A 19,360-nucleotide genomic window follows, 5' to 3' on the forward strand; every position below is an offset into this window, starting at 1 on the left:
CGGGTGCGCGACGCCCTGTCCGGCGACGGCGAGCTCCTCGACGCCGAGGAGCTCCGCGACGTGCTGTGGCTCGCGGCACGGTTGCCCCCGGCGGCGGCCACGGCGCTGGCACGGCTGGCCCGGGCCGCGGAGCCCGCCGCCGAGGCAGCGTCTCCGGCCCCGGCCGAGCCCGCCGCCGCGCCGCCCTTCGAGGGCGGGGACGAGCATCGGGATGGGACGGCCCTCGGAGCCACGGCGACCAGCGGAGCGCGTACCTCGCAGGAGGACGGGCTGCACGCAGCCCCCGTGCCGCCGAGTCAGGCCGTCTCCTCCGACCGGTCCGCGATGGCCGTACGCGCCCCGGGAATGAAGGCGCTCGACGGTACGGAGCTCCGGATCGGGCGCGCCCTGCGTCCCCTGCGGCAGCTCCGTCCCGACGCGCTGCGCACCGAACTCGACGTCGACGCGACAGTCTCCGCCATGGCCGAGACCGGCCTCCCCGACGCCGTGCTCCGTCCCACACGGACCCGCTGGCTCGACCTGGCGGTCCTCGTCGACGACGGCGTCTCGATGCTCCTGTGGCAGCGGCTCGCGGGCGAGGTCCGTGCCCTGATGGAGCGGTGCGGCGCCTTCCGGGACGTACGCCTCCACGGCCTCGACAGCCGCACGCCCGGCGGTCCCCGGCTGACCGGCCGCCCGTACGGCGGGCGCGACCGGGCGCGACCGATGTCCACGGTCCTCGACCCCTCCGGCAACACCCTGCTTCTCGTCGTGAGCGACGGCGTCGGACGGGCCTGGCGGGACGGGACGATGCATCGAGAGCTCGACCGCGCCGCGTCGACGGGGCCCGTGGCCGTCCTCCACGCGCTCCCGCCGCGGCTCTGGGCGGGCTCGGGCATCGACGCGCGGCCCTGGCGCGTGACGACCCGCCGCAGGGGAGCGGCCAACCGGTCCTGGCACGTCGAGGACCCCGTCCTGCCGCCGGAACTGGCCCCCTACGACGGCGTCCCGGTCCCGGTGCTCTCCGCGGAGCGAAGCGACATCGGCACCTGGGCCCAGCTCATCGGCTCCCCCGGAGAGACCGTGGTGCTCCCGCTCCTGACCGGTCCGGACACGCCTGTCCTCGCCGTCGGCGCACGGGCGTTCACCCGGCCCGCCGGGTCCGTCGCGGCGGAGGAGACCGTGCTGCGGTTCAAGACCTCGGCGTCCTCGGAGGCGTACCGCCTCGCGGCACACCTGGCGGCCGTGGCACCACTCCCCGTCCCGGCGATGCGGCTCGTCCAGCACGCCCTGCAGCCGTCCGTCGACACGGCCCACCTGGCGGAGGTCTTCCTCGGCGGCCTCATGCACGGCGTCGACGGCTCCGCCGACCTCCCGCACCAGAGGACCTTCGACTTCACCGAGGACATCCGCACGGTTCTGCTGGGCACGGTGCCGCCCTCCGAACTGGTCAGGACGGCACGGGAGGTCACGGCCCATCTCAGCGGACTCCCGAACGCGTCGACGGGATTCCCGGCCTGGCTTCCCCACTCCGAGGGACCGGAGCAGGTCAGATCGGGCAGCCGCAGGCCCTTCGGCTGGGTCGACGAGACCCTCCGGCGCAGGCTCGGCATCGCCCCGCCCGCCCCGCCGGAACCGGAATCCGCACCCGAACCGCTCAGCCCGCACGTCGAGCTGCGGGAGCTCCCGGACGGTTTCGTCCTCGACGAGGAGCTGACGGGATGGTGCCGGCTGTCCGTCGCCGACCGCCGCTTCGAAGGCCCGGACGGCCTGCCGTACGAGGTGTTCGCCGAGCACGAGGGGGGCTGGGCGGACATCGGACTGCTCCTGGCTCACGACGGCGAGGGCCGCGTGCTCGTCATCCGCACACCCGAGGTGCACAACCCCCGGCACGCCGCCGACCTCGTGACGACCGAGGTGACGGCGCTGAAGCGGCTGGACGGCTTCTTCGCGCCGCGACTCCTGGCCTGGGACGCCCACCGCCTCCGGCCTTGGCTCGCCGTCGAATGCGCGCTGGACAGCGCCTCGGAACCGGCACCGAACCTGCATGATTTCGTAGGGCAGGAGGGCACCCTGCACCGGGCGGGCCTGCTGGAGGTCGCCCGCCAGCTCGCGGCGAGCCTCGCCAACGCCCACGAGAACGGCCTGGTCCATGGCTCGCTCACCCCCCGTCGCGTGCTGGTGGCGGGGCGGAAGATGCAGATCACCGGGTGGATGACCGCTTCCGTGGACGGCAGGACCAGTCCGCATTTGGGCGCGTACGCGCCACACCCCCGGTACCGTGCCCCGGAGCAGGAAGTGCCCGGCGGCGAACCGACCTGCGAGTCCGACGTGTACGCGCTCGGTGCCATCCTCATGGACGCGGCGACGGGCGAGGGACAGGGGGAGTATCTCTCCGAAGCCCCATTGGCACTGCCCGCTGGCCTGCTCTCCCCCGACTGGACGGCGATTCTGGAGGCATGCACCCGGAGGGACCCCGCCCACCGGCCGTCTGCGGCCAGGCTGCGGCGTGCCCTCGACTCCCTCGCGCTCCAGAGGCCCGGGGGCAACCAGCCCATGCGGGTCTCCCTCGGGCTTGATCCCGGCCTGGATCCGGTGGGACTGGACCTGGAGAGCGAACACCGTGGCGGCCAAGGCCCCCACCTCCTGCTCCGCGGGCTTCCGGCCGCAATCCGCAGGAGCGTCCTGCTCCGCGTGCTGGACCAGCTGACGCGGCAGAACCCGACAGGTCTCGAACTGGTCCGCGCTGACTACAGCGGACGCAGCGGGCTCACCCGCTTCGAGGACGTCGTGCGCGGTGCCTCGTTCCTCCACCTGAGAGACCACCAGGCGCACGTCCTCTCGTTCTGCGAGAAGCTCCGACAGGAAGTCACAAAGCGCGGGAACATGCTGGGGAGCAGCATCGACGACTCAGACTTTGGGGCGCTCGCATACGACGCGGCCGAGTACGGCATCCCACACATTCTGCGGCGCCTCGTCGTCGTTGTGGACGACTTCCAGAAGGTGCTGCTGCTGGCGCCGGAAGTGTTCACGGTGCTGAGACAGGTTGCGGTGGAAGGGCCACGGCTCGGCATACATCTCATCGCCAGCACCGACGACACGAACGAAGCCACAATCGCGCGGGTATTCGGGGGACGGAAGCCGGCGCGCATCGATCTGCGGGGCCAGGGATGGCGGGACGACGACCTGACCGCACCCCTGACGGCGGAGGCGACCCTGCAGGTTCCGTCGACGGACGGTCTGGTGTCCTTCCCCGCGGGAGTGGAAGACACCTTCAAACCGCTGCCAGGGAACTGATGCCGAACACAAGCTGATCGATCAACGCGATACTCCGAAGGTTCCTCATGCGGCAGCCAGTCGCCATCGTCACGGGCGGCAGCAGGGGCATCGGTACTGCGGTCTACGCACGTCTCGCGGCCGACGGCCATGACATCGTCGTGGGGTACCGCTCGCATGACGAGGTCGCCGAGAAGGTCGCCACCGCTGTCCTCGCCGCCGGGCGCAGATGCCTGACCGTCCGTGTCGACACCGTGGACGAGAACGATGTCGACCAGCTGTTCGACGTGGCCGGGCAGGAGCTCGGTTTCGTTACGGGCCTGGCCAACAACGCCGGGCAGCGCCCCCAACGAGCTGCTGGTCGACGCAGACGCCGAATGGACGATGCCGAGGCTCTGTGCGAAACCCTCGTCAACGTGCTGCGGTAGGCGCCCTAGAGGGCACATCCAGGGCACATGAGCCCGGAAAACAGCGGCGACCAGTGAGAACTACCGAGAGTAGTTCCCGCAGGTCAACGCGCGTGCGGCAGAGAACTCCCAGGTCAGGGCTCCGCCTCACCCAATCGCTGCACGAGTGGCAGGACTTCTCGCACCGGCTGCACGAGGCGGGGCATCAGGCTTACTGCCTTGTGTGGCCCTGAGCCGGGGCTCCTCGGTCTTCGGGCGGGGTCTTCGGACCCCGCCCTCCGCATGTCCCGGAGGGACCCGTCGGGCGACCGGGGCGCAGCGAGGGCACGACTGAGGGCGCGTGGGCCCGGCGGGGGTGCCGATATGCCCCGGCTTGTGAGGCCGGGGCACGCCGGACGGGCGCCTTGAGGCTCCCTCCCGCGTCCAGGAGAGCACGGAGGCGTAGCCTGCTGGCTCGATCATCGCCGCGTGAGCGGCAGTCGGGCCCGGGTGGGAGGAACGTCATGGGTGCTGCTCCGGCGTTGGAGGAGCTGCGGGAGGTCTGCCAGCCGCAGGCCAAGCTGGCGAGCCGCAACGGCGAACACTGGGCGGGCCGCCTCTACATGCGCAAGATATCCCTGCGCGCGACCCGCCAACTGGTGCGCACCCCGGTCACCCCGGACCAGCTGACCTGGACCATGGTCGTGTGCGGGGTCGCCGCCGGCGCCGCGCTGATGATCCCCGGCCTGACCGGTGCGGTCCTCGCCGTGGTCCTCATGCAGCTGTTCCTGCTCTTCGACTGCGTGGACGGCGAGGTCGCCCGCTGGAAGGGCCAGAACAGCGCGACCGGCATCTACGTCGACCGGCTCGGCGCGTACCTCGCCGACGCGGCACTGCTGGCGGGCGCGGGCTACCGGGCCGCCGAGTCCGGCTTCGGCGGCTGGCTGTCGGTGGGCATCGCCACCGCCCTCGGAGTCGTCCTGCTCAAGGCCTCCACCGACCTGGTGGACGTCGCCCGCGCCCGGCGCGGACTGGCCGTCGCCGACGACGAGTCGACCCGCCCGCGCTCGCAGGGCGTGGCCACCGTGCGCCGCGTCGCCGCCGCCTTCAAGATCCACCGGGTGACCAACGGCATCGAGGCCTCCCTGGTCCTGCTGGTCGCGGCGGTGGCCGACGCGGTGACCGGCGGCATCGAGCCGACCCGCTGGGCGCTGGGCGCGCTGGCCGTGATCACCTGGCTGATGGTCCCGGCCCACCTGCTGTCGATCCTGTCCTCGTCGCGCCTGCGCTGAGCCGACGCACTCCGACTCGTCGAGATCCGGGAGGCCCGGGCCGTCCGTGCCCTAGCCCTTGCCGCCGCCCTTGTCGCCCTGGCTGTCGTCCGGGTCCCGGTCCTTCTCCTCGTTCAGCGACTTGAGGAACTCGGGGTTGTCGTCCGGGGCGACCCACTGCTGCCGGCCGCCGCCCCGGCTCCAGGCGGAACCGACCTGACCGCCCGCGCCCATCGGATGCCGCTTCTTGCCGGCGATGATCCAGGAGATGGAGCCGACGAGCGGGAACAGCAGCACGAGGATCGCCCACAGCGGTTTGGGCATGTGACGAATGTCCTCGTCCTTCGTGCTGATGCAGTCGATGAACGCGTAGACGCTCAGCGCGAGGGGGACGAGGAACATCAGCACCCGGAGCATGGGCCTCTCCAGAGAAGGGGTCGTCGGGGACGTCGGCACAGCCCCCAGGTACAGGCCCAGGGTAACCGTTCGGGGATACTTGGCCCCATGGCTTACGACGATCTTCGCTCCCTGCTCAGGGCCCTGGAGCGCGAGGGCGACCTCAAGCGCGTCAAGGCAGAGGTCGACCCGCATCTCGAGGTCGGTGAGATCGTCGACCGGGTGCAGAAGGCCGGCGGTCCCGCACTGCTCTTCGAGAACGTGCGCGGCTCGAGCATGCCCCTCGCCATGAACGTGTACGGCACCGACCGCCGGCTGCTGAAGGCGCTCGGACTGAAGTCGTACGGCGAGATCAGCGAGAAGATCGGCGGTCTGCTCAAGCCCGAGCTGCCCCAGGGCTTCATCGGTGTGCGGGAGGCGTTCGGCAAGCTCGGCGCGATGACCCACGTACCGCCGAAGAAGGTGAAGGACGCCCCGGTGCACGAGGTCGTCCTGCACGGCGACGACGTGGACCTCGACCGGCTTCCCGCGCTGTTCACCTGGCCCAAGGACGGCGGCTCCTTCTTCAACCTGGGCCTCACCCACACCAAGGACCCCGAGACGGGCGTCCGCAACCTCGGCCTGTACCGGCTCCAGCGCCACGACAAGCGCACCATCGGCATGCACTGGCAGATCCACAAGGACAGCCGCAACCACTACCAGGTGGCGGCCCGGCGCGGTGAGCGGCTCCCGGTCGCCATCGCCTTCGGCTGCCCGCCCGCCGTGACGTACGCCTCCACGGCGCCGCTCCCCGGCGACATCGACGAGTACCTGTTCGCCGGGTTCGTGCAGGGCAAGCGGATCGAGATGGTCGACTGCAAGACGGTCCCGCTCCAGGTCCCGGCACAGGCCGAGGTCGTCATCGAGGGTTGGCTGGAGCCGGGGGAGATGCTCCCCGAGGGCCCGTTCGGCGACCACACCGGCTTCTACACGCCGCAGGAACCGTTCCCCGCCCTGAAGATCGACTGCGTCACGATGCGCAAGCGCCCGCTGCTCCAGTCGATCGTGGTCGGCCGGCCGCCGACGGAGGACGGCCCGCTGGGCCGCGCCACCGAGCGCTTCTTCCTCCCCCTCCTCAAGATCATCATCCCGGACATCGTGGACTACCACCTCCCCGAGGCCGGCGGCTTCCACAACTGCGCGATCATCTCGATCGACAAGAAGTACCCCAAGCACGCCCAGAAGGTGATGCACGCGGTCTGGGGCGCCCACATGATGTCGCTGACCAAGCTGATCGTGGTCGTCGACTCCGACTGCGACGTGCACGACCTGCACGAGGTCGCCTGGCGCGCGCTCGGCAACACCGACTACGCCCGCGACCTCAGCGTGGTCGAGGGCCCCGTGGACCATCTCGACCACGCCTCCTACCAGCAGTTCTGGGGCGGCAAGGCGGGCATCGACGCGACGAAGAAGTGGCCCGAGGAGGGGTACACGCGCGACGGCGGCTGGCCCGACATGGTCGAGTCCGACCCGGCCACGGCGGCGCTGGTCGACCGCCGCTGGAAGGAGTACGGACTGTGACGTCGGCCTCCGCCGCACTCCCGCGACAGCCGGGGCGCACCAGGGCGTTCCTGCGCCTGGTGATGATCGAGCACTCGGTCTTCGCCCTCCCCTTCGCCTACATCGCGGCCCTCACCGCGATGTACGAGTGGGACGGGAACATCCACTGGGGCCGGCTGTTCCTGGTCACGATCGCCATGGTCGGCCTGCGCACCTTCGCGATGGCCGCCAACCGGATCATCGACCGCGAGATCGACGCCCGTAACCCGCGCACCGCGCACCGCGAGCTGGTCACCGGCGCGGTGTCGGTGAGGCACGCGTGGACCGGCGCGCTGATCGCCCTCGTGGTGTTCCTGGTCGCGGCGGCCCTGCTCAACCCGCTCTGCCTGGCCCTCGCGCCGATCGCGGTGATCCCGATGGTGGTCTATCCGTACGGCAAGCGGTTCACCAACTTCCCGCAGGCCATACTGGGCCTCGCCCAGGCCATGGGGCCGGTCGGCGGCTGGCTGGCGATCACCGGCGCCTGGTCCTGGGAAGCGGTCGTCCTCGGCCTCGCGGTCGGCATCTGGATCGGCGGCTTCGACCTGATCTACGCCTGCCAGGACGTCGACACCGACCGCGAGGTCGGCGTGAAGTCGGTCCCGGCCCGCTTCGGCATCCCGGCCGCCGTCTGGGGCGCCCGCGCCTGCCACGCCGTGACGACGGCCCTGTTCGTCTGGTACGCGGTCCTCACCGACGCCGGAGCCTTCTTCTGGCTCGGCCTCCTGATCGTCGCGGGCGCCTTCGTCTACGAACACACCATCGTCCGCCCGACCGACCTGACCCGCCTGAACCGGGCGTTCTTCAGCGTCAACGGCTTCATCGGCATCGCGTTGTTCGTCTGCGCGCTGCTGGACCTGCTGGTGCGGGGGCTCACCTTGTAGCCCTTCCAGGCGGTCTGCTTGATCTTCGGCTGCGGGAGAGCGAGCGGGCCGTGGGCCCCCCTCGTGCTCCCCGCGCATGCGGGGACGACCGTTCGGAGCCGCCGGCCCGGGCAGGGCGCACACCGGGCCCCGGCCTCACACGGTGAGTGCGTCCCGGCGTTCGGGTCTGCGGCGGAACAGGAAGGCCGCGGCCACGCCGGCCAGCAGGCCGATGAGGTGGCCCTGCCAGCTGACGCCGGTCTGGCCGGGGGCGATGCCCGCGAGGATCGAGCCGCCCCAGACCGCGCCGACCAGCACCCCGACGACGACGCCCATCGGCCGGCGCTCCACGAAGCCACTGCACAGCAGGAAGCCGAAGAGGCCGAAGATCAGGCCGGAGGCGCCCGCCGTGTTGGTGTGCGCCGGGGCTATGAGCCACACACCCAGCCCGTCGGCGACGATGACCAGCGCGCACACGGCGGCGAACCGGCGCAGGCCGCCGAGGGCGGCGAGGAAGCCGAGCACCAGCAGCGGCACGCTGTTCGCCGCGACATGGGCGAAGCCGAAGTGGACGAAGGCGGAGGGGACGACGTCGGCCAGCTCCGAGGTCGTGCGCGGTACGACGCCGAAGTCGTCCAGGGCGTGGCCGGAGACCGTGTCGGCCACTTCCAGCAGCCACAGCAGCGCCACCCAGGCCACCATCACCACGGCCGCCGTCTTCGCCCGCTCGCGTCCCGACCACGGTGAACCGGTATTGGACACGGCACCCCCTCCGTCTGGATCGTCCGCCTGGGGAACGGACCGGCCCCCTTGCCCGGTTCCCACTCCACCATGCCGGATAGGCTCGGTGCCGTGAACCATCTCAAGCCAGGAGAGACGACCCGGACGCCTTGGATCCTGGGGGTGTCCGGCGCTTCCGGCACGCCGTATGCGGCTGCCGTGCTCCGTGCGCTCCTCCAGGCGGGAGAGAGCGTCGACCTCGTCGTCAGCCGTGCCTCGCGGCTCACCCTGCTGGACGAGACCGGCCTCTCCTTCAGGGACGCCCACTGGCGCGACGACCTGCGGGAATGGCTGTCCCGGGGGGCGGACGGCAAGCCCGGCACCTTCACCGTGGACCTCGACGGCGTACGGCACTGGGCCGCCGGCGACCTCGCGGCGGGCCCCTCCTCCGGCTCGTACCCGAGCAAGGGCATGCTGATCGTGCCCGCCTCCACGGCCTGTGTGGCCGGGGTGGCGCTCGGGCTGTCCAAGGACCTGTTGCAGCGGGCGGCGAGCGTGACCCTGAAGGAGGGGCGCAAGCTGGTCGTGGCCGTCCGGGAGACCCCGCTGAACGGCCAGACCCTGCGGCACCTGGTGACCCTCGACGACGCGGGCGCGGCCGTGGTGCCCGCCTCGCCGGGCTTCTACGCGGGCGCGACGCACATCCAGGACCTGGTGGACTTCGTCGCCGGACGCGTGCTCGACGCGGCGGGCGTCGAGCACCGGCTCTACCGCCGGTGGAAGGGCGAACTCGGCGGCGGGTCCACCCGCACCGAGTGAGCCCGAGGAGGCCGGGGCCCCAGAGCCCTCCGAGTCCGTGGAGCCCGTCGCGGCACCAGCACCCGCAGCAACACCAAGAGCACCAGCAGTAGCACCACCACCCGAACCACCTCTCAGCAAACTCCAGACTCTTCAGCGGAAGGCTTCGATCGCATGGACGCGGTGGACAGGCAGCTCATCCAGGCCCTGAGGGAGAACGGCCGGGCCTCCTACGCCGAGCTGGGGCGCCTCGTCGGACTGTCGGGCCCCAGCGTCACCGACCGCATCAACCGGCTGGAGGCGGCCGGCGTCATCACCGGCTACCGCGCCACCGTGGACGCCGCCTCGCTCGGCCTCGGGGTGACGGCCCTGATCGGCATCTCGCTCTCCGACGCCGCCGACCACGAGGACGTGGCGCAGCGGCTGAAGGACCTGAGGGAGATCGAGGACTGCTGGTTCATCGCCGGCGAGGACTCCTACATGCTCAAGGTGCGTGCGGCCGACGTGGACGGGCTGGAGCGGACCATCCGCCGGCTGTCCGGCACCAAGGGCGTCTCCCGGACCCGTACCACCATCGTGCTCTCCACGAAGTGGGAGAACCGCGTCGGTGAGCTGCCCGAAGAGGTCCGGTAGCCGGGGCGTTACGGTGGGCGGAGTCTGTCTCAGGGTCCGTCTCAGGGTCTCGCAGGAAAACTCGGAAAAGGGGTATCGGCATGGACGTCGGGCTCAAGCGCGAGCTGGAGGAGAAGGTCCGCTCCGGCGAGCGGCTGTCCCGCGAGGACGGCATCGCGCTGTACGAGTCGGACGACCTGGCCTGGCTGGGCGGGCTGGCGCACGAGGTGCGGACGCGGAAGAACGGCGACGTCGTCCACTTCAACGTCAACCGCCACCTCAACATGACCAACGTGTGCACCGCCTCCTGCGCGTACTGCTCCTTCCAGCGCAAGCCGGGGGAGAAGGACGCGTACACGATGCGCATCGAGGAGGCGGTGAAGCTCGCGAAGGAGATGGAGGCGGAGAACCTCACCGAGCTGCACATCGTCAACGGGCTCCACCCGAACCTGCCGTGGCGCTACTACCCGCGTTCCCTGCGCGAGTTGAAGGCCGCCCTGCCGGACGTGTCCCTGAAGGCGTTCACCGCCACCGAGATCCACCACTTCGAGACCATCTCCGGGCTGTCCGCCTCCGAGATCCTCGACGAACTGATCGACGCCGGGCTCGAGTCCCTCACCGGCGGCGGCGCGGAGATCTTCGACTGGGAGGTCCGCCAGCACATCGTCGACCACCGCACCCACTGGGAGGACTGGTCGCGGATCCACCGGCTGGCGCACGAGAAGGGGCTGAAGACGCCCTGCACCATGCTCTACGGCCACATCGAGGAGCCCCGCCACCGCGTCGACCACGTGCTGCGGCTGCGTGAACTCCAGGACGAGACCGGCGGTTTCCAGGTCTTCATCCCGCTGCGCTACCAGCACGACTTCGTGGACATGAAGGACGGCAAGATCCGCAACCGCCTCCAGGCCGGGACGCAGATGGCGACCGGCGCCGAGGCGCTGAAGACGTTCGCCGTCTCCCGCCTCCTCTTCGACAACGTCCCGCACGTCAAGGTCTTCTGGGTGATGCACGGCGTCAACACCGCCCAACTCGCCCTCCAGTACGGCGCGGACGACATGGACGGCTCCGTCGTCGAGTACAAGATCACCCATGACGCGGACGACTTCGGCACGCCGGACAAGCTCACCCGCGAGGACCTGCTGGACCTGATCCGGGACGCCGGCTTCCGTCCGGTGGAGCGCAACACGCGGTACGAGATCATCCGCGAGTACGACGCCGCCGACCCCGCCCGCCGCGATTCGCCGCAGCCGATGCGGGTCTGAGGGAGAATCCCCACCGTGCCTCTCGTCTTCACCCTGGATCCGCCCGTCACGCCGGAACTCCGGGACGGCATCCTGGAGTTGTGGGTCGACGTCACCGACGCGGGCGGTGCCGTCGGCTTCGTGCCGCCGGTGACGCGGGACGACGTCCGCCCGGAGCTGGTGCGGCAGTTCGTGGCGATGGCCGAGGAGCGGTCCCGGCTGCTCGTCGGGTACGACGAGGAGGGGCGGGTGGCCGCGACGGCGTTCCTCACCCTCAACACCCACCGGCTGATGACCCACTGGCTCTGGCTGTACACGGTGATGGTCCACCCCCGCCACCAGGGCAAGGGGTACGGCCGTGACCTGCTCGCCGCCGCGGAACGGGCCGCCCGCACCCTCCCCGGCATCGAGGGGATACGGCTCACCTGCCGCGGCGGGCTCGGCCTGGAGCGCTTCTACGGCTCCTGCGGCTACAAGGAGGTCGGCCGGATCCCCGGCGCGATCCGGGTGGCCCCGGGCGACGAGCGGGACGACGTCGTCATGCTGCTGCCGCTGGCCTGACCCCCGCCCGGGGGTTCCGGGAGCGGACGTGCTTCACTGGAGGATGTCCCATTGGGATACGTTCTGACCCTTCGTCCGGGAGAGTGGATGAGATGCTCCGCTACACGTTGATGCGCTTCGGGATCTTCGTGGGCTGCCTCCTGGTCGTCTGGGGCCTCGTCTACACCGGCCTCGCCCCGCGCGGCCTCGGCGACTCCAACGGTCTGTGGATCATCCTGCTCGCCCTGGTGTTCTCGGCCCCGATCAGCCTCGTCGTGCTGCGCAAGGAACGGGACCGGGCCTCGGAGCGGATCGTGCGGCGGGTCGACCGGGTGAAGGCCAACCTGGAGGCCAACCGCAACCAGGAGGACGTGGCCGACGACGCCGCCCGGACGCAGACCCAGGCCCAGGCCCAGCAGGGGCAGGCGCAGACCTCGTAGGCGGTGTGAGTTCCCCCACCCGTGCGCCGCTCCATCCCTCGTCGTCCGACACCCCGGTTTCCGTAAAACCCATGGAAACCGGGGTGCTTTGTGTTGTGCGGGTGCTTTTCGATCTCCGCCTCTCAAAGTAAGGCTATGAGAGCCTCAAAGGGCAGGTGTTAAGGTCGTGGGGTGAAGTCAGCAGCCGTGTTCCCCGCACCCCGGAGGGCCCCCCTCGTGGCACGCCTGCACGTGGACCTCTGCCGGGTCACCACCGCGAACTGTCGCCCCTGACGTTCCCGACGCCCTGACGTCCTGACGCCCGCGGAGGCCCGGCCCTCCCGCGTGCGGCGCTTCCCACGTCCTCGGCGTCCCGCTCTGCCCTGGCGCCACGTCCCGTCCTCACGCACTCCCCCCTCCCCACAACGGAGCATGTCCGTGTCCACGAACACGAAGTCCTTCAAGCTGCCCATGAGGGCCCCCTTCTGGGCCCAGATACTCGCCGGCCTCGTCCTGGGCGTCCTGCTCGGCTGGCTCGGCCGCAGCCAGGACGTCACCTGGCTGGTCACGGCCCTGGAGAAGACCGGCGGCATCTTCATCGGTCTGCTCAAGCTGGCCGTGGCGCCGCTCGTCTTCTTCGCGATCCTGGTCTCCATCACCAACCTGCGGAAGGTCAACAACGCGGCCCGGCTGGCCTCGCGCACCCTCCTCTGGTTCCTGGTCACCTCGCTGATCGCGGTGACCATCGGCCTCGTGATCGGCCTGGTCACCAACCCCGGCGCGGGCACCGGACTCACCCCCGCGGACGGCGGGGAGCCCGAGAAGACCGGCTCCTGGCTCGACTTCCTGACCGGCATCGTGCCGACCGACGTGATCACACCGTTCACCGAGCTGAACGTCCTGCAGATCGTCTTCCTGGCCGCCGTCGCCGGTGTCGCCGCCCTCCAGCTCGGCGAGAAGGCCCAGCCGGTCCTCACCCTGAGCGAGTCCGTCCTCGAACTCCTCCAGAAGGCCCTGTGGTGGGTCATCCGCCTCGCCCCGCTCGGCACCCTCGGCCTCATCGGAAACGCCATCGCGACCTACGGCTGGGACCTGATCGGCCAGTACGCGACCTTCACCGCCGACGTCTACATCGGCTGCCTGATCGTCCTGTTCGGCGTCTACCCGGCGCTGCTCGCGGGCGTCGCCAGGGTCAACCCGGTCCAGTTCTTCAAGGGCGCCTGGCCCGCGATCCAGCTGGCCTTCGTCTCCCGCTCCTCCGTCGGCACCATGCCGCTCACCCAGAAGGTCACCGAGCGTCTCGGCGTGCCCAAGGAGTACGCGTCGTTCGCCGTCCCGTTCGGGGCGACCACGAAGATGGACGGCTGCGCCGCGGTCTACCCCGCTCTCGCCGCGATCTTCGTCGCCCAGATCTTCGACGTCCCGCTGGGCGTCGGCGACTACCTGTTGATCGCCTTCGTCTCGGTGGTCGGCTCCGCCGCCACGGCCGGCCTCACCGGCGCGACGGTGATGCTGACCCTCACCCTCTCCACGCTCGGCCTGCCCCTGGAGGGCGTCGGCCTGCTCCTCGCCATCGACCCCGTCCTGGACATGATCCGCACCGCGACGAATGTCGCCGGGCAGGCTCTGGTGCCGGTCGTCGTCTCCGCGCGCGAGGGCCTGCTCGACCGCGACGCCTACGACTCGGTGCACTCCTCGCCCGTCGACACCACCCCGGTCGAGGATTCCCGGCGGGTGCCGGTCGCCGCGGGCTGACCGGCACCCGGACGCCCCGTACGGCGGGCGCGTCGCGATGCGCCCGGGGCGTCCGTCACACCTCCGTGGCGTCCTCCCGGCGGGACCGGGAAGGACGCCACGGGCCCGTAGGCTGGCCCGTATGGGTGCCGTGAAGAGCAAGCGGATGCCGCGGGCGGTCCGCGAACAGCAGATGCTGGACGCCGCCGTGCGGACCTTCGGCCGACGCGGGTACACGGCCGCGTCGATGGACGAGATCGCCGAACTGGCGGGTGTGTCCAAGCCGTTGGTCTACCTGTATCTGAACTCCAAGGAAGAGCTGTTCACCGCGTGCATCCGCCGTGAGGCGACGGCGCTCGTCGAGGCGGTGCGCGCGGGCGCGGGTCCCGGGCTGCCCGCGGACCGCCAACTCTGGTCGGGCCTGACGGCGTTCTTCACCCACACCGCGCGGCACCCGGACGCCTGGGCCGTGCTGCACCTCCAGGCCCGCACGCACGGCGAGGTCTTCGCCGCCGAGGTCGCCACGATGCGCGCGGAGGTCGTGGCCTTCGTGACCGAACTGATCCTCGCCGCCGCCCGCGAGGCGCTCCCCCAAGCTCCCGGCTCCTCCACCGAGTTCTCGACTTCTCCCCCGAGTTCTCGACTTCGCTCGAACAGGGGGGACCCCCGTGAACAGGGGGGACCCCCACGAGCAGGGGGGACCCCCATGGACCCCGACCTCCCCGCGGGCGAGGTCTCCGGGCTCGCGGAGGCACTGGTCGGCGCCGCCGAGGCGCTCGCCGACTGGGCCAATGCCACCCCCGGCGTCACGGCCCGGCAGGCGGCGGCCACCCTGATGAACTTCTCCTGGGAAGGGCTGGGCGACCTGATGGCGGGCCGCCGCTGGTCACCGCCCGACGACGCGGACGGCGCGGAGGGCGCGGAGGGCAGTGCCGCCGACGCCGGCCCGGTCGCTCACGCCGGGCGGACCTCCCCGGTCAGGTGAAGGCGGTCCCCGGGACCGCGTAGCTCGAAGCGCCCGTCCTGAGCCCCGTACGTCACCGTGCCCGGCAGCGGGACCGGCGCCTTGAACTCGGCGTGCACCACCACCGCCTCCGGGAGGCCGTGCGCGGCGAGGCAGCGGGCGACCGTCCACATGCCGTGCGCGATCGCGCGGGGGAAGCCGAAGAGGCGTGCGGTGAGCGGGTGCAGATGGATCGGGTTGCGGTCGCCGGACGCGGCACCGTAGCGCCGTCCCGCGTCCCCGGGCAGGCGCCACGCCTCGACGACGGGCAGCGGCCGCCGCGCACCCGGTTCCTCCTCCCGGCGCGGGGCGGGCCGCCCCGACGTCCGGTGCCGGGCCAGATACGTGCTCCGCGACTCCCATACGAGGGCGCCGCCCGAGGTCCGTACCTCGGTGACCAGCGCGGCCTCCGTGCCGCGCCGGTGCGGTGCCAACCCCTCGACGCGCACGCTCAGTTCGTGTGTCCCGGTGGCGGGCACGGCCCGGTGCCGGGTGATCCGTACCGAGGTGTGGACGAGTCCCGGCAGCGGCAGCGGGAAGTCCCGGCCGCTCATCAGCCGTACGGCCGCCGGAAATCCCAGCACATGCGGATACGTCAGCGGCAGCGCGTCCTCCCCGGTCGGGAAGCCGCAGATCCGCTCGTACACCGCCAACCGCGCCAGATCCACCCGCAGTTCGAGCAGCACCAGCCGGGTGCGGGGGAACGCGGCGTCGGGGCGGGGCCGCTTGAAGAGCGACAGCACGGCGCCGCGCGCCAGAAGCGGCGCGAGGGCGGGGGAGCGGGTGAGGCTCGGGCGGCGGTCGGCCATGTGCGACTCCCGGCGGGGTGTGAGGGCTCACTCGCTACGGACACTTCGCTTACTCTGAAGTAAGGTTACCGGAGGTAAGGGTGTGCCACGGGGAGGGGACGGCGGTGCTTCCGGAGCGAACGCGGGTTTCCGTCGGGTGACCCCCGACGTCGCACATCCCCGGTCCCGGATCGCCCCCGAACCCGCACGAACCCGCCACAGGCGGGCCGTACGATCCCTTGTCCGACCCGGTGGTGACTCCCGTTCCCGGAAAGCGCGTCGGCGGTGCCGGTGAGCGCCGGAGTGCCGGTGAGCGCCTCGGTGTGCGAGGCACGTACGTCATCGCAGCAAGCAGTTCCGCTGCACGCCCGAGGAGTCGCCCGTGTCCGCTGTTCCTTCCTCCGCCGTTCACCTCTCCTCTGCCGCATCCTCCACAGCCACCGGTGCCACCCACGGCGCCCCCGTCCTGGTCGAGCCGGAGACGCGGCGGCTGGACGGGGTCGTACGGGAGGCGGCGGTACCGCCGTTCGCGAAACCGGTACGGCACGGATCGCTCGCCGACCTGCCCTTCGACAACGCGCACGCGGTCCCGGACGCGGTGGTCCTGAGCCGCCGCACCGGACGGACCAAGGGCGCGGGGGAGGGCAGTTGGACGGACGTGACGGCCGCCGAGTTCGCCGGCCAGGTCATGGCCGTGGCCAAGGGCCTCATCGCCGAGGGCCTGACCCCGGGCGACCGGATCGCCGTCATGGCCCGCACGATCTACGAGTGGACGGTCCTCGACTTCGCCGCATGGGCGGCCGGACTGGTCACCGTTCCCGTCTACCCCACGTCCTCCGTCTTCCAGACCCGTTGGATCCTGCACGACTCGGGCGCCGTCGCCCTGATCACGGAAACGACCGCCCAGGCCGCCGCCATCGGCCCCGAACTGGAGCACCTCCCCGACCTTCGGCATCTGTGGGTCGTGGAGAAGGGCCACGTCGAACGGCTCGCGGAGGCCGGTCCGCACCTTTCGGACCAGGAGGTGGAGGTACGCCGGGGAGTCCTCGGCCCGGACAGCCTCGCCACCCTGATCTACACCTCCGGCACCACCGGCCGGCCCAAGGGCTGCGCCCTCACCCACGGCAACTTCTTCGCCGAGGTGGACAACGCCATCGAGCTGCTCTACCCGGTCTTCAAGGCCCGGACCAGTGAAGAGGTCTCCGTCCTCCTCTTCCTCCCCATGTCCCACGTCTTCGGCCGCATGGTCGCCGTCGCCTGCGTCCGGGCCCGGGTGCGGCTGGGCCACGCGCCGAGCCTGAAGACCGAGGAACTGCTCGAGGACCTGGCGAGCTTCCGGCCCACCTGCCTGCCGGCCATCCCGTACATGCTGGAGAAGATCTTCAACGCCGCCCGCGCCAGGGCGGAGGCGGGCAGGCGGGCCCCCGCCTTCGACCGCGCGGCCTCGGTGGCACGCCGCTACGGAGAGGCGGTCGATGCCCACCACACCGGTGCGGGCCAGGGCCCGAGCGGCTCACTGAAGATCGCCCGCGCCTTCTACGACCCCCTGGTCTACCGCCGTATCCGCAACGCCATGGGCGGCAGGGTCCGCTACGCCATCTGCGGCGGCTCCCCGCTCGGCCGCCGCCTGGCCGCGTTCTACGCCGGCGCCGGCATCGAGATCTTCGAGGGCTACGGGCTCACCGAGACCACGGGCGCGTCCACGATCACGCCGCCGCTCCAGCCCCGCCTCGGCACGGTGGGCTGGCCGCTGCCCGGCACCCGGGTCCGTGTCGCGGCGGACGGCGAGATCCTCGTCGCGGGCGAGCACGTACTGTGCGGCTACTGGGACCCCCGGGCCGGCGGAGTCGTCCCCGCGGCCCCCGAGGGCTGGCTCGCGACGGGCGACCTCGGCCGGCTGGACGACGAGGGCTACCTGATCATCACCGGCCGCAAGAAGGAGATGCTGATCACGGCAGGCGGCAAGAGCGTCGCCCCGGCACCGCTGGAGAACTGGCTCCGCTCCCACCCCCTGATCTCCCAGTGCCTGGTCCTGGGCGACGGCCGCCCCTACGTCTCCGCGCTGATCACTCTGGACCTCGACGGCATCACCCACTGGTGCCGGATGAACGGCAGGCACCCGGTCCCGGCCGAGCTCCTGGTGGACGACGAGGAACTGCGCGCGGTCCTGCAACGCGCGATCGACGAGGCCAACAGGACGCTCTCCCGCCCCGAATCCATCCGCCGCTTCGCCGTCCTCCCCCACGACTTCACGGAGGAGACGGGCCATCTGACCCCGTCCGTGAAACTGCGGCGCGACGCGATCCTCCGCGACTTCGCGGAGGAGGTGGAGGGGCTGTACAGGGGATAGCGGGAAGGGAGGGAGAAAGGGGGAGGCGGCTCACGAGCCGTCGGCGGGCGGTGTACGGGCGATCAGGAAGGCCTGGGGGCGACTCGCCCTTGGCCTCGTCCGCCGCGCGTTCGGAACGCAGGACGAGGGTGAACCCGGCCGCTTCCAGGAGGTCCGCCATCCGGTCCGGGCGGCGGCGCAGGAAGTCCAGGGTGACCGGGTGGCCGAACGGACGCTCGAGGCGTCGGGCTTTCTCGCCGGACTGGAAGGCGAGCAGCAGATGTCCCCCGGGTGCCAGGATCCGGCGGAACCCGGCGAACAGGGCCGGCAGGTCGTCCTGCGGGATGTGGATGCTGGAGTACCAGGAGACGACGCTGGCCAGGCTGCCCTCGGGGAGGCCCGGCTCCAGCATCGAGCCCTGTTCGAAACGCAGGCCCGGGTTCTCGCGGCGGGCGATCTCGATCATCGATTCCGACAGGTCGAAGCCGAGGACGTCCAGACCGCAGGAGGCCAGGTGGGCCGTCACCCATCCGGGGCCGCCCCCAGGTCGGCGACCTCACCGCCAGCTCCGACGAGCCCGGCGAACCCGGTCAGCAGCGCCAGTTCCAGCGGCTGTGCGGCGAAAACGTCACGGAAGTGGTCGGCGTGGTCCTCGGCGACGGCGTCGTAGAAGGCGCGGGTGGCATCGGTCACGGGGAGGGAGCCCGGCCGCCGCCACTGACAGGGGGCGTGCGCGTGGTTCTGACGCGTGGGGAGCCGGGGAAAAGGCAGGAGCCCCTTTCGCCTGACGGCGCGGGGCTCCTTGGGTACTGCTAGTCGTTCCCGGATCGGCGAGGATCAGACCGGGGTGACGTTCTCCGCCTGCGGGCCCTTGGGGCCCTGCGTGACGTCGAAGGACACCTGCTGGTTTTCCTCGAGGGAGCGGAAGCCGCTCGCGTTGATCGCGGAGTAGTGGACGAAGACGTCGGGGCCGCCGCCTTCCTGGGCGATGAAACCAAAGCCCTTTTCGGCGTTGAACCACTTCACGGTTCCGGTAGCCATAAGCCCTCCTTGGGCCCAAAGGGTTGCCCTGCTCCAGAACCCAGCAAGTGTGAAGACCAATTCCGCACAATCGCATCCGTCTGAGAACGACGAGAGCCCGCGGTCACATGCTCCGCAGGCTCTGTACTGCAAGGGAAACCAAACTGCAACTTGCGGACGAGCCTAGCACGCGACCGCCCGCGCGCAATAGAGGTCAAGATCACGTCACCCGAATGTTTCAACGTCACTGCCGTCCCGTGCGTGGGGGGCGGATGCCGGACGGTTGTCGGGTAGTTGTCGAACGGTTGTCGGGCGGATGTCGAGGTGACGGCGGATCGATGGCAGGTATATGCCGGACCGGTACCGGCATATGCCCGACGGATGCGGAGCCGATGTCGGGGGGC

Annotated in this window: 17 protein-coding genes and 2 pseudogenes; 14 read left to right on the forward strand and 5 right to left on the reverse strand. The window is 71.0% G+C overall.

Annotation, left to right across the window (positions count from 1 at the left end; translation table 11 throughout):
* Positions 1–3 precede the first annotated feature (3 nt).
* From AB0I73_RS04980 to AB0I73_RS04990, 3 genes and pseudogenes are all read left to right on the forward strand, one after another.
* The gene (locus AB0I73_RS04980; protein ID WP_363033841.1) at positions 4–3,276 is read left to right on the forward strand and encodes an SAV_2336 N-terminal domain-related protein; all 3,273 of its coding nucleotides are present in this window, start codon (positions 4–6) and stop codon (positions 3,274–3,276) included.
* A 47-nt stretch (positions 3,277–3,323) separates the two neighbouring features.
* Positions 3,324–3,593 (forward strand): annotated as a pseudogene (locus tag AB0I73_RS04985) (SDR family NAD(P)-dependent oxidoreductase); the annotation flags it as partial.
* A 572-nt stretch (positions 3,594–4,165) separates the two neighbouring features.
* The gene (locus AB0I73_RS04990; protein WP_363033843.1) at positions 4,166–4,933 is read left to right on the forward strand and encodes a CDP-alcohol phosphatidyltransferase family protein; all 768 of its coding nucleotides are present in this window, start codon (positions 4,166–4,168) and stop codon (positions 4,931–4,933) included.
* 51 nt (positions 4,934–4,984) lie between these two features.
* Here the strand turns inward: AB0I73_RS04990 and AB0I73_RS04995 are convergent, their stop codons facing one another.
* Positions 4,985–5,329, reverse strand: a complete 345-nt coding sequence (locus AB0I73_RS04995; protein ID WP_363033845.1) for a PLD nuclease N-terminal domain-containing protein — start codon at positions 5,327–5,329, stop codon at positions 4,985–4,987.
* A gap of 87 nt (positions 5,330–5,416) precedes the next feature.
* On the opposite strand from AB0I73_RS04995, the gene AB0I73_RS05000 reads away from it, so the two are divergent.
* On the forward strand, positions 5,417–6,868 hold the full coding sequence (locus tag AB0I73_RS05000) for a menaquinone biosynthesis decarboxylase (RefSeq protein WP_363033847.1): 1,452 nt from the start codon (positions 5,417–5,419) through the stop codon (positions 6,866–6,868).
* The gene (mqnP, locus tag AB0I73_RS05005) at positions 6,865–7,770 is read left to right on the forward strand and encodes a menaquinone biosynthesis prenyltransferase MqnP (protein WP_363033849.1); all 906 of its coding nucleotides are present in this window, start codon (positions 6,865–6,867) and stop codon (positions 7,768–7,770) included. Before AB0I73_RS05000 ends, mqnP begins: the two co-directional genes overlap by 4 nt.
* 135 nt (positions 7,771–7,905) lie before the next feature.
* Here the strand turns inward: mqnP and AB0I73_RS05010 are convergent, their stop codons facing one another.
* Positions 7,906–8,511, reverse strand: a complete 606-nt coding sequence (locus AB0I73_RS05010) for a rhomboid family intramembrane serine protease (RefSeq protein WP_363033851.1) — start codon at positions 8,509–8,511, stop codon at positions 7,906–7,908.
* A 90-nt stretch (positions 8,512–8,601) separates the two neighbouring features.
* Between AB0I73_RS05010 and AB0I73_RS05015 the strand changes: the two genes are divergently transcribed.
* The 8 genes from AB0I73_RS05015 to AB0I73_RS05050 all read left to right on the forward strand — a co-directional run bounded on the left by AB0I73_RS05015 (position 8,602) and on the right by AB0I73_RS05050 (position 14,801).
* On the forward strand, positions 8,602–9,288 hold the full coding sequence (locus AB0I73_RS05015; protein ID WP_363033853.1) for a UbiX family flavin prenyltransferase: 687 nt from the start codon (positions 8,602–8,604) through the stop codon (positions 9,286–9,288).
* Positions 9,289–9,441: 153 nt separating this feature from the next.
* Positions 9,442–9,900, forward strand: a complete 459-nt coding sequence (locus AB0I73_RS05020) for an Lrp/AsnC family transcriptional regulator (protein ID WP_109377535.1) — start codon at positions 9,442–9,444, stop codon at positions 9,898–9,900.
* A gap of 80 nt (positions 9,901–9,980) precedes the next feature.
* Positions 9,981–11,144: an aminofutalosine synthase MqnE gene (mqnE, locus tag AB0I73_RS05025; protein ID WP_363033855.1), complete on the forward strand. Its 1,164-nt coding sequence runs from the start codon at positions 9,981–9,983 to the stop codon at positions 11,142–11,144.
* A gap of 15 nt (positions 11,145–11,159) precedes the next feature.
* On the forward strand, positions 11,160–11,684 hold the full coding sequence (locus tag AB0I73_RS05030) for a GNAT family N-acetyltransferase (RefSeq protein WP_109377533.1): 525 nt from the start codon (positions 11,160–11,162) through the stop codon (positions 11,682–11,684).
* A gap of 92 nt (positions 11,685–11,776) precedes the next feature.
* Complete coding sequence (locus tag AB0I73_RS05035; RefSeq protein WP_363033858.1) at positions 11,777–12,103, forward strand: DUF4229 domain-containing protein; 327 nt, start codon at positions 11,777–11,779, stop codon at positions 12,101–12,103.
* 186 nt (positions 12,104–12,289) lie between these two features.
* Positions 12,290–12,376 carry a putative leader peptide gene (locus tag AB0I73_RS05040; protein ID WP_363034023.1) on the forward strand — a complete coding sequence of 29 codons (87 nt, stop codon included), beginning with the start codon at positions 12,290–12,292 and terminating at the stop codon, positions 12,374–12,376.
* A gap of 138 nt (positions 12,377–12,514) precedes the next feature.
* Complete coding sequence (locus tag AB0I73_RS05045) at positions 12,515–13,837, forward strand: dicarboxylate/amino acid:cation symporter (protein ID WP_363033860.1); 1,323 nt, start codon at positions 12,515–12,517, stop codon at positions 13,835–13,837.
* A gap of 121 nt (positions 13,838–13,958) precedes the next feature.
* Positions 13,959–14,801, forward strand: a complete 843-nt coding sequence (locus AB0I73_RS05050; RefSeq protein ID WP_363033862.1) for a TetR/AcrR family transcriptional regulator — start codon at positions 13,959–13,961, stop codon at positions 14,799–14,801.
* Here the strand turns inward: AB0I73_RS05050 and AB0I73_RS05055 are convergent.
* A complete protein-coding gene (locus AB0I73_RS05055; RefSeq protein ID WP_363033864.1) occupies positions 14,771–15,628 on the reverse strand; it encodes a MaoC/PaaZ C-terminal domain-containing protein in 858 nt (285 codons plus the stop codon). The two genes, AB0I73_RS05050 and AB0I73_RS05055, sit on opposite strands and share 31 nt — an antisense overlap.
* Positions 15,629–15,989: 361 nt before the next feature.
* Between AB0I73_RS05055 and AB0I73_RS05060 the strand changes: the two genes are divergently transcribed.
* A complete protein-coding gene (locus AB0I73_RS05060) occupies positions 15,990–17,957 on the forward strand; it encodes an AMP-binding protein (protein WP_363033866.1) in 1,968 nt (655 codons plus the stop codon).
* A 30-nt stretch (positions 17,958–17,987) separates the two neighbouring features.
* Here AB0I73_RS05060 and AB0I73_RS05065 read toward each other — a convergent pair.
* Positions 17,988–18,629: pseudogene (locus AB0I73_RS05065) on the reverse strand (methyltransferase domain-containing protein).
* A gap of 144 nt (positions 18,630–18,773) precedes the next feature.
* Complete coding sequence (locus AB0I73_RS05070; protein WP_003992177.1) at positions 18,774–18,977, reverse strand: cold-shock protein; 204 nt, start codon at positions 18,975–18,977, stop codon at positions 18,774–18,776.
* Between the last annotated feature and the right edge of the window lie 383 nt (positions 18,978–19,360).

Origin of the sequence: Streptomyces sp. NPDC050388, from assembly GCF_040655635.1 — a bacterium.
In the GTDB taxonomy this organism is placed as follows: Bacteria; Actinomycetota; Actinomycetes; order Streptomycetales; family Streptomycetaceae; genus Streptomyces.

Excerpts from the sequence above, each read along its gene's own strand:
- AB0I73_RS04990 (WP_363033843.1), top strand. The coding sequence starts at position 4,166 with ATGGGTGCTGCTCCGGCGTTGGAGGAGCTGCGGGAGGTCTGCCAGCCG.
- AB0I73_RS05045 (WP_363033860.1), top strand. The coding sequence starts at position 12,515 with ATGTCCGTGTCCACGAACACGAAGTCCTTCAAGCTGCCCATGAGGGCC.
- mqnE (WP_363033855.1), top strand. The coding sequence starts at position 9,981 with ATGGACGTCGGGCTCAAGCGCGAGCTGGAGGAGAAGGTCCGCTCCGGC.
- AB0I73_RS05000 (WP_363033847.1), top strand. The coding sequence starts at position 5,417 with ATGGCTTACGACGATCTTCGCTCCCTGCTCAGGGCCCTGGAGCGCGAG.
- AB0I73_RS05020 (WP_109377535.1), top strand. The coding sequence starts at position 9,442 with ATGGACGCGGTGGACAGGCAGCTCATCCAGGCCCTGAGGGAGAACGGC.
- AB0I73_RS04995 (WP_363033845.1), bottom strand. The coding sequence starts at position 5,329 with ATGCTCCGGGTGCTGATGTTCCTCGTCCCCCTCGCGCTGAGCGTCTAC.
- AB0I73_RS05050 (WP_363033862.1), top strand. The coding sequence starts at position 13,959 with ATGGGTGCCGTGAAGAGCAAGCGGATGCCGCGGGCGGTCCGCGAACAG.
- AB0I73_RS05035 (WP_363033858.1), top strand. The coding sequence starts at position 11,777 with ATGCTCCGCTACACGTTGATGCGCTTCGGGATCTTCGTGGGCTGCCTC.
- AB0I73_RS05070 (WP_003992177.1), bottom strand. The coding sequence starts at position 18,977 with ATGGCTACCGGAACCGTGAAGTGGTTCAACGCCGAAAAGGGCTTTGGT.
- AB0I73_RS05055 (WP_363033864.1), bottom strand. The coding sequence starts at position 15,628 with ATGGCCGACCGCCGCCCGAGCCTCACCCGCTCCCCCGCCCTCGCGCCG.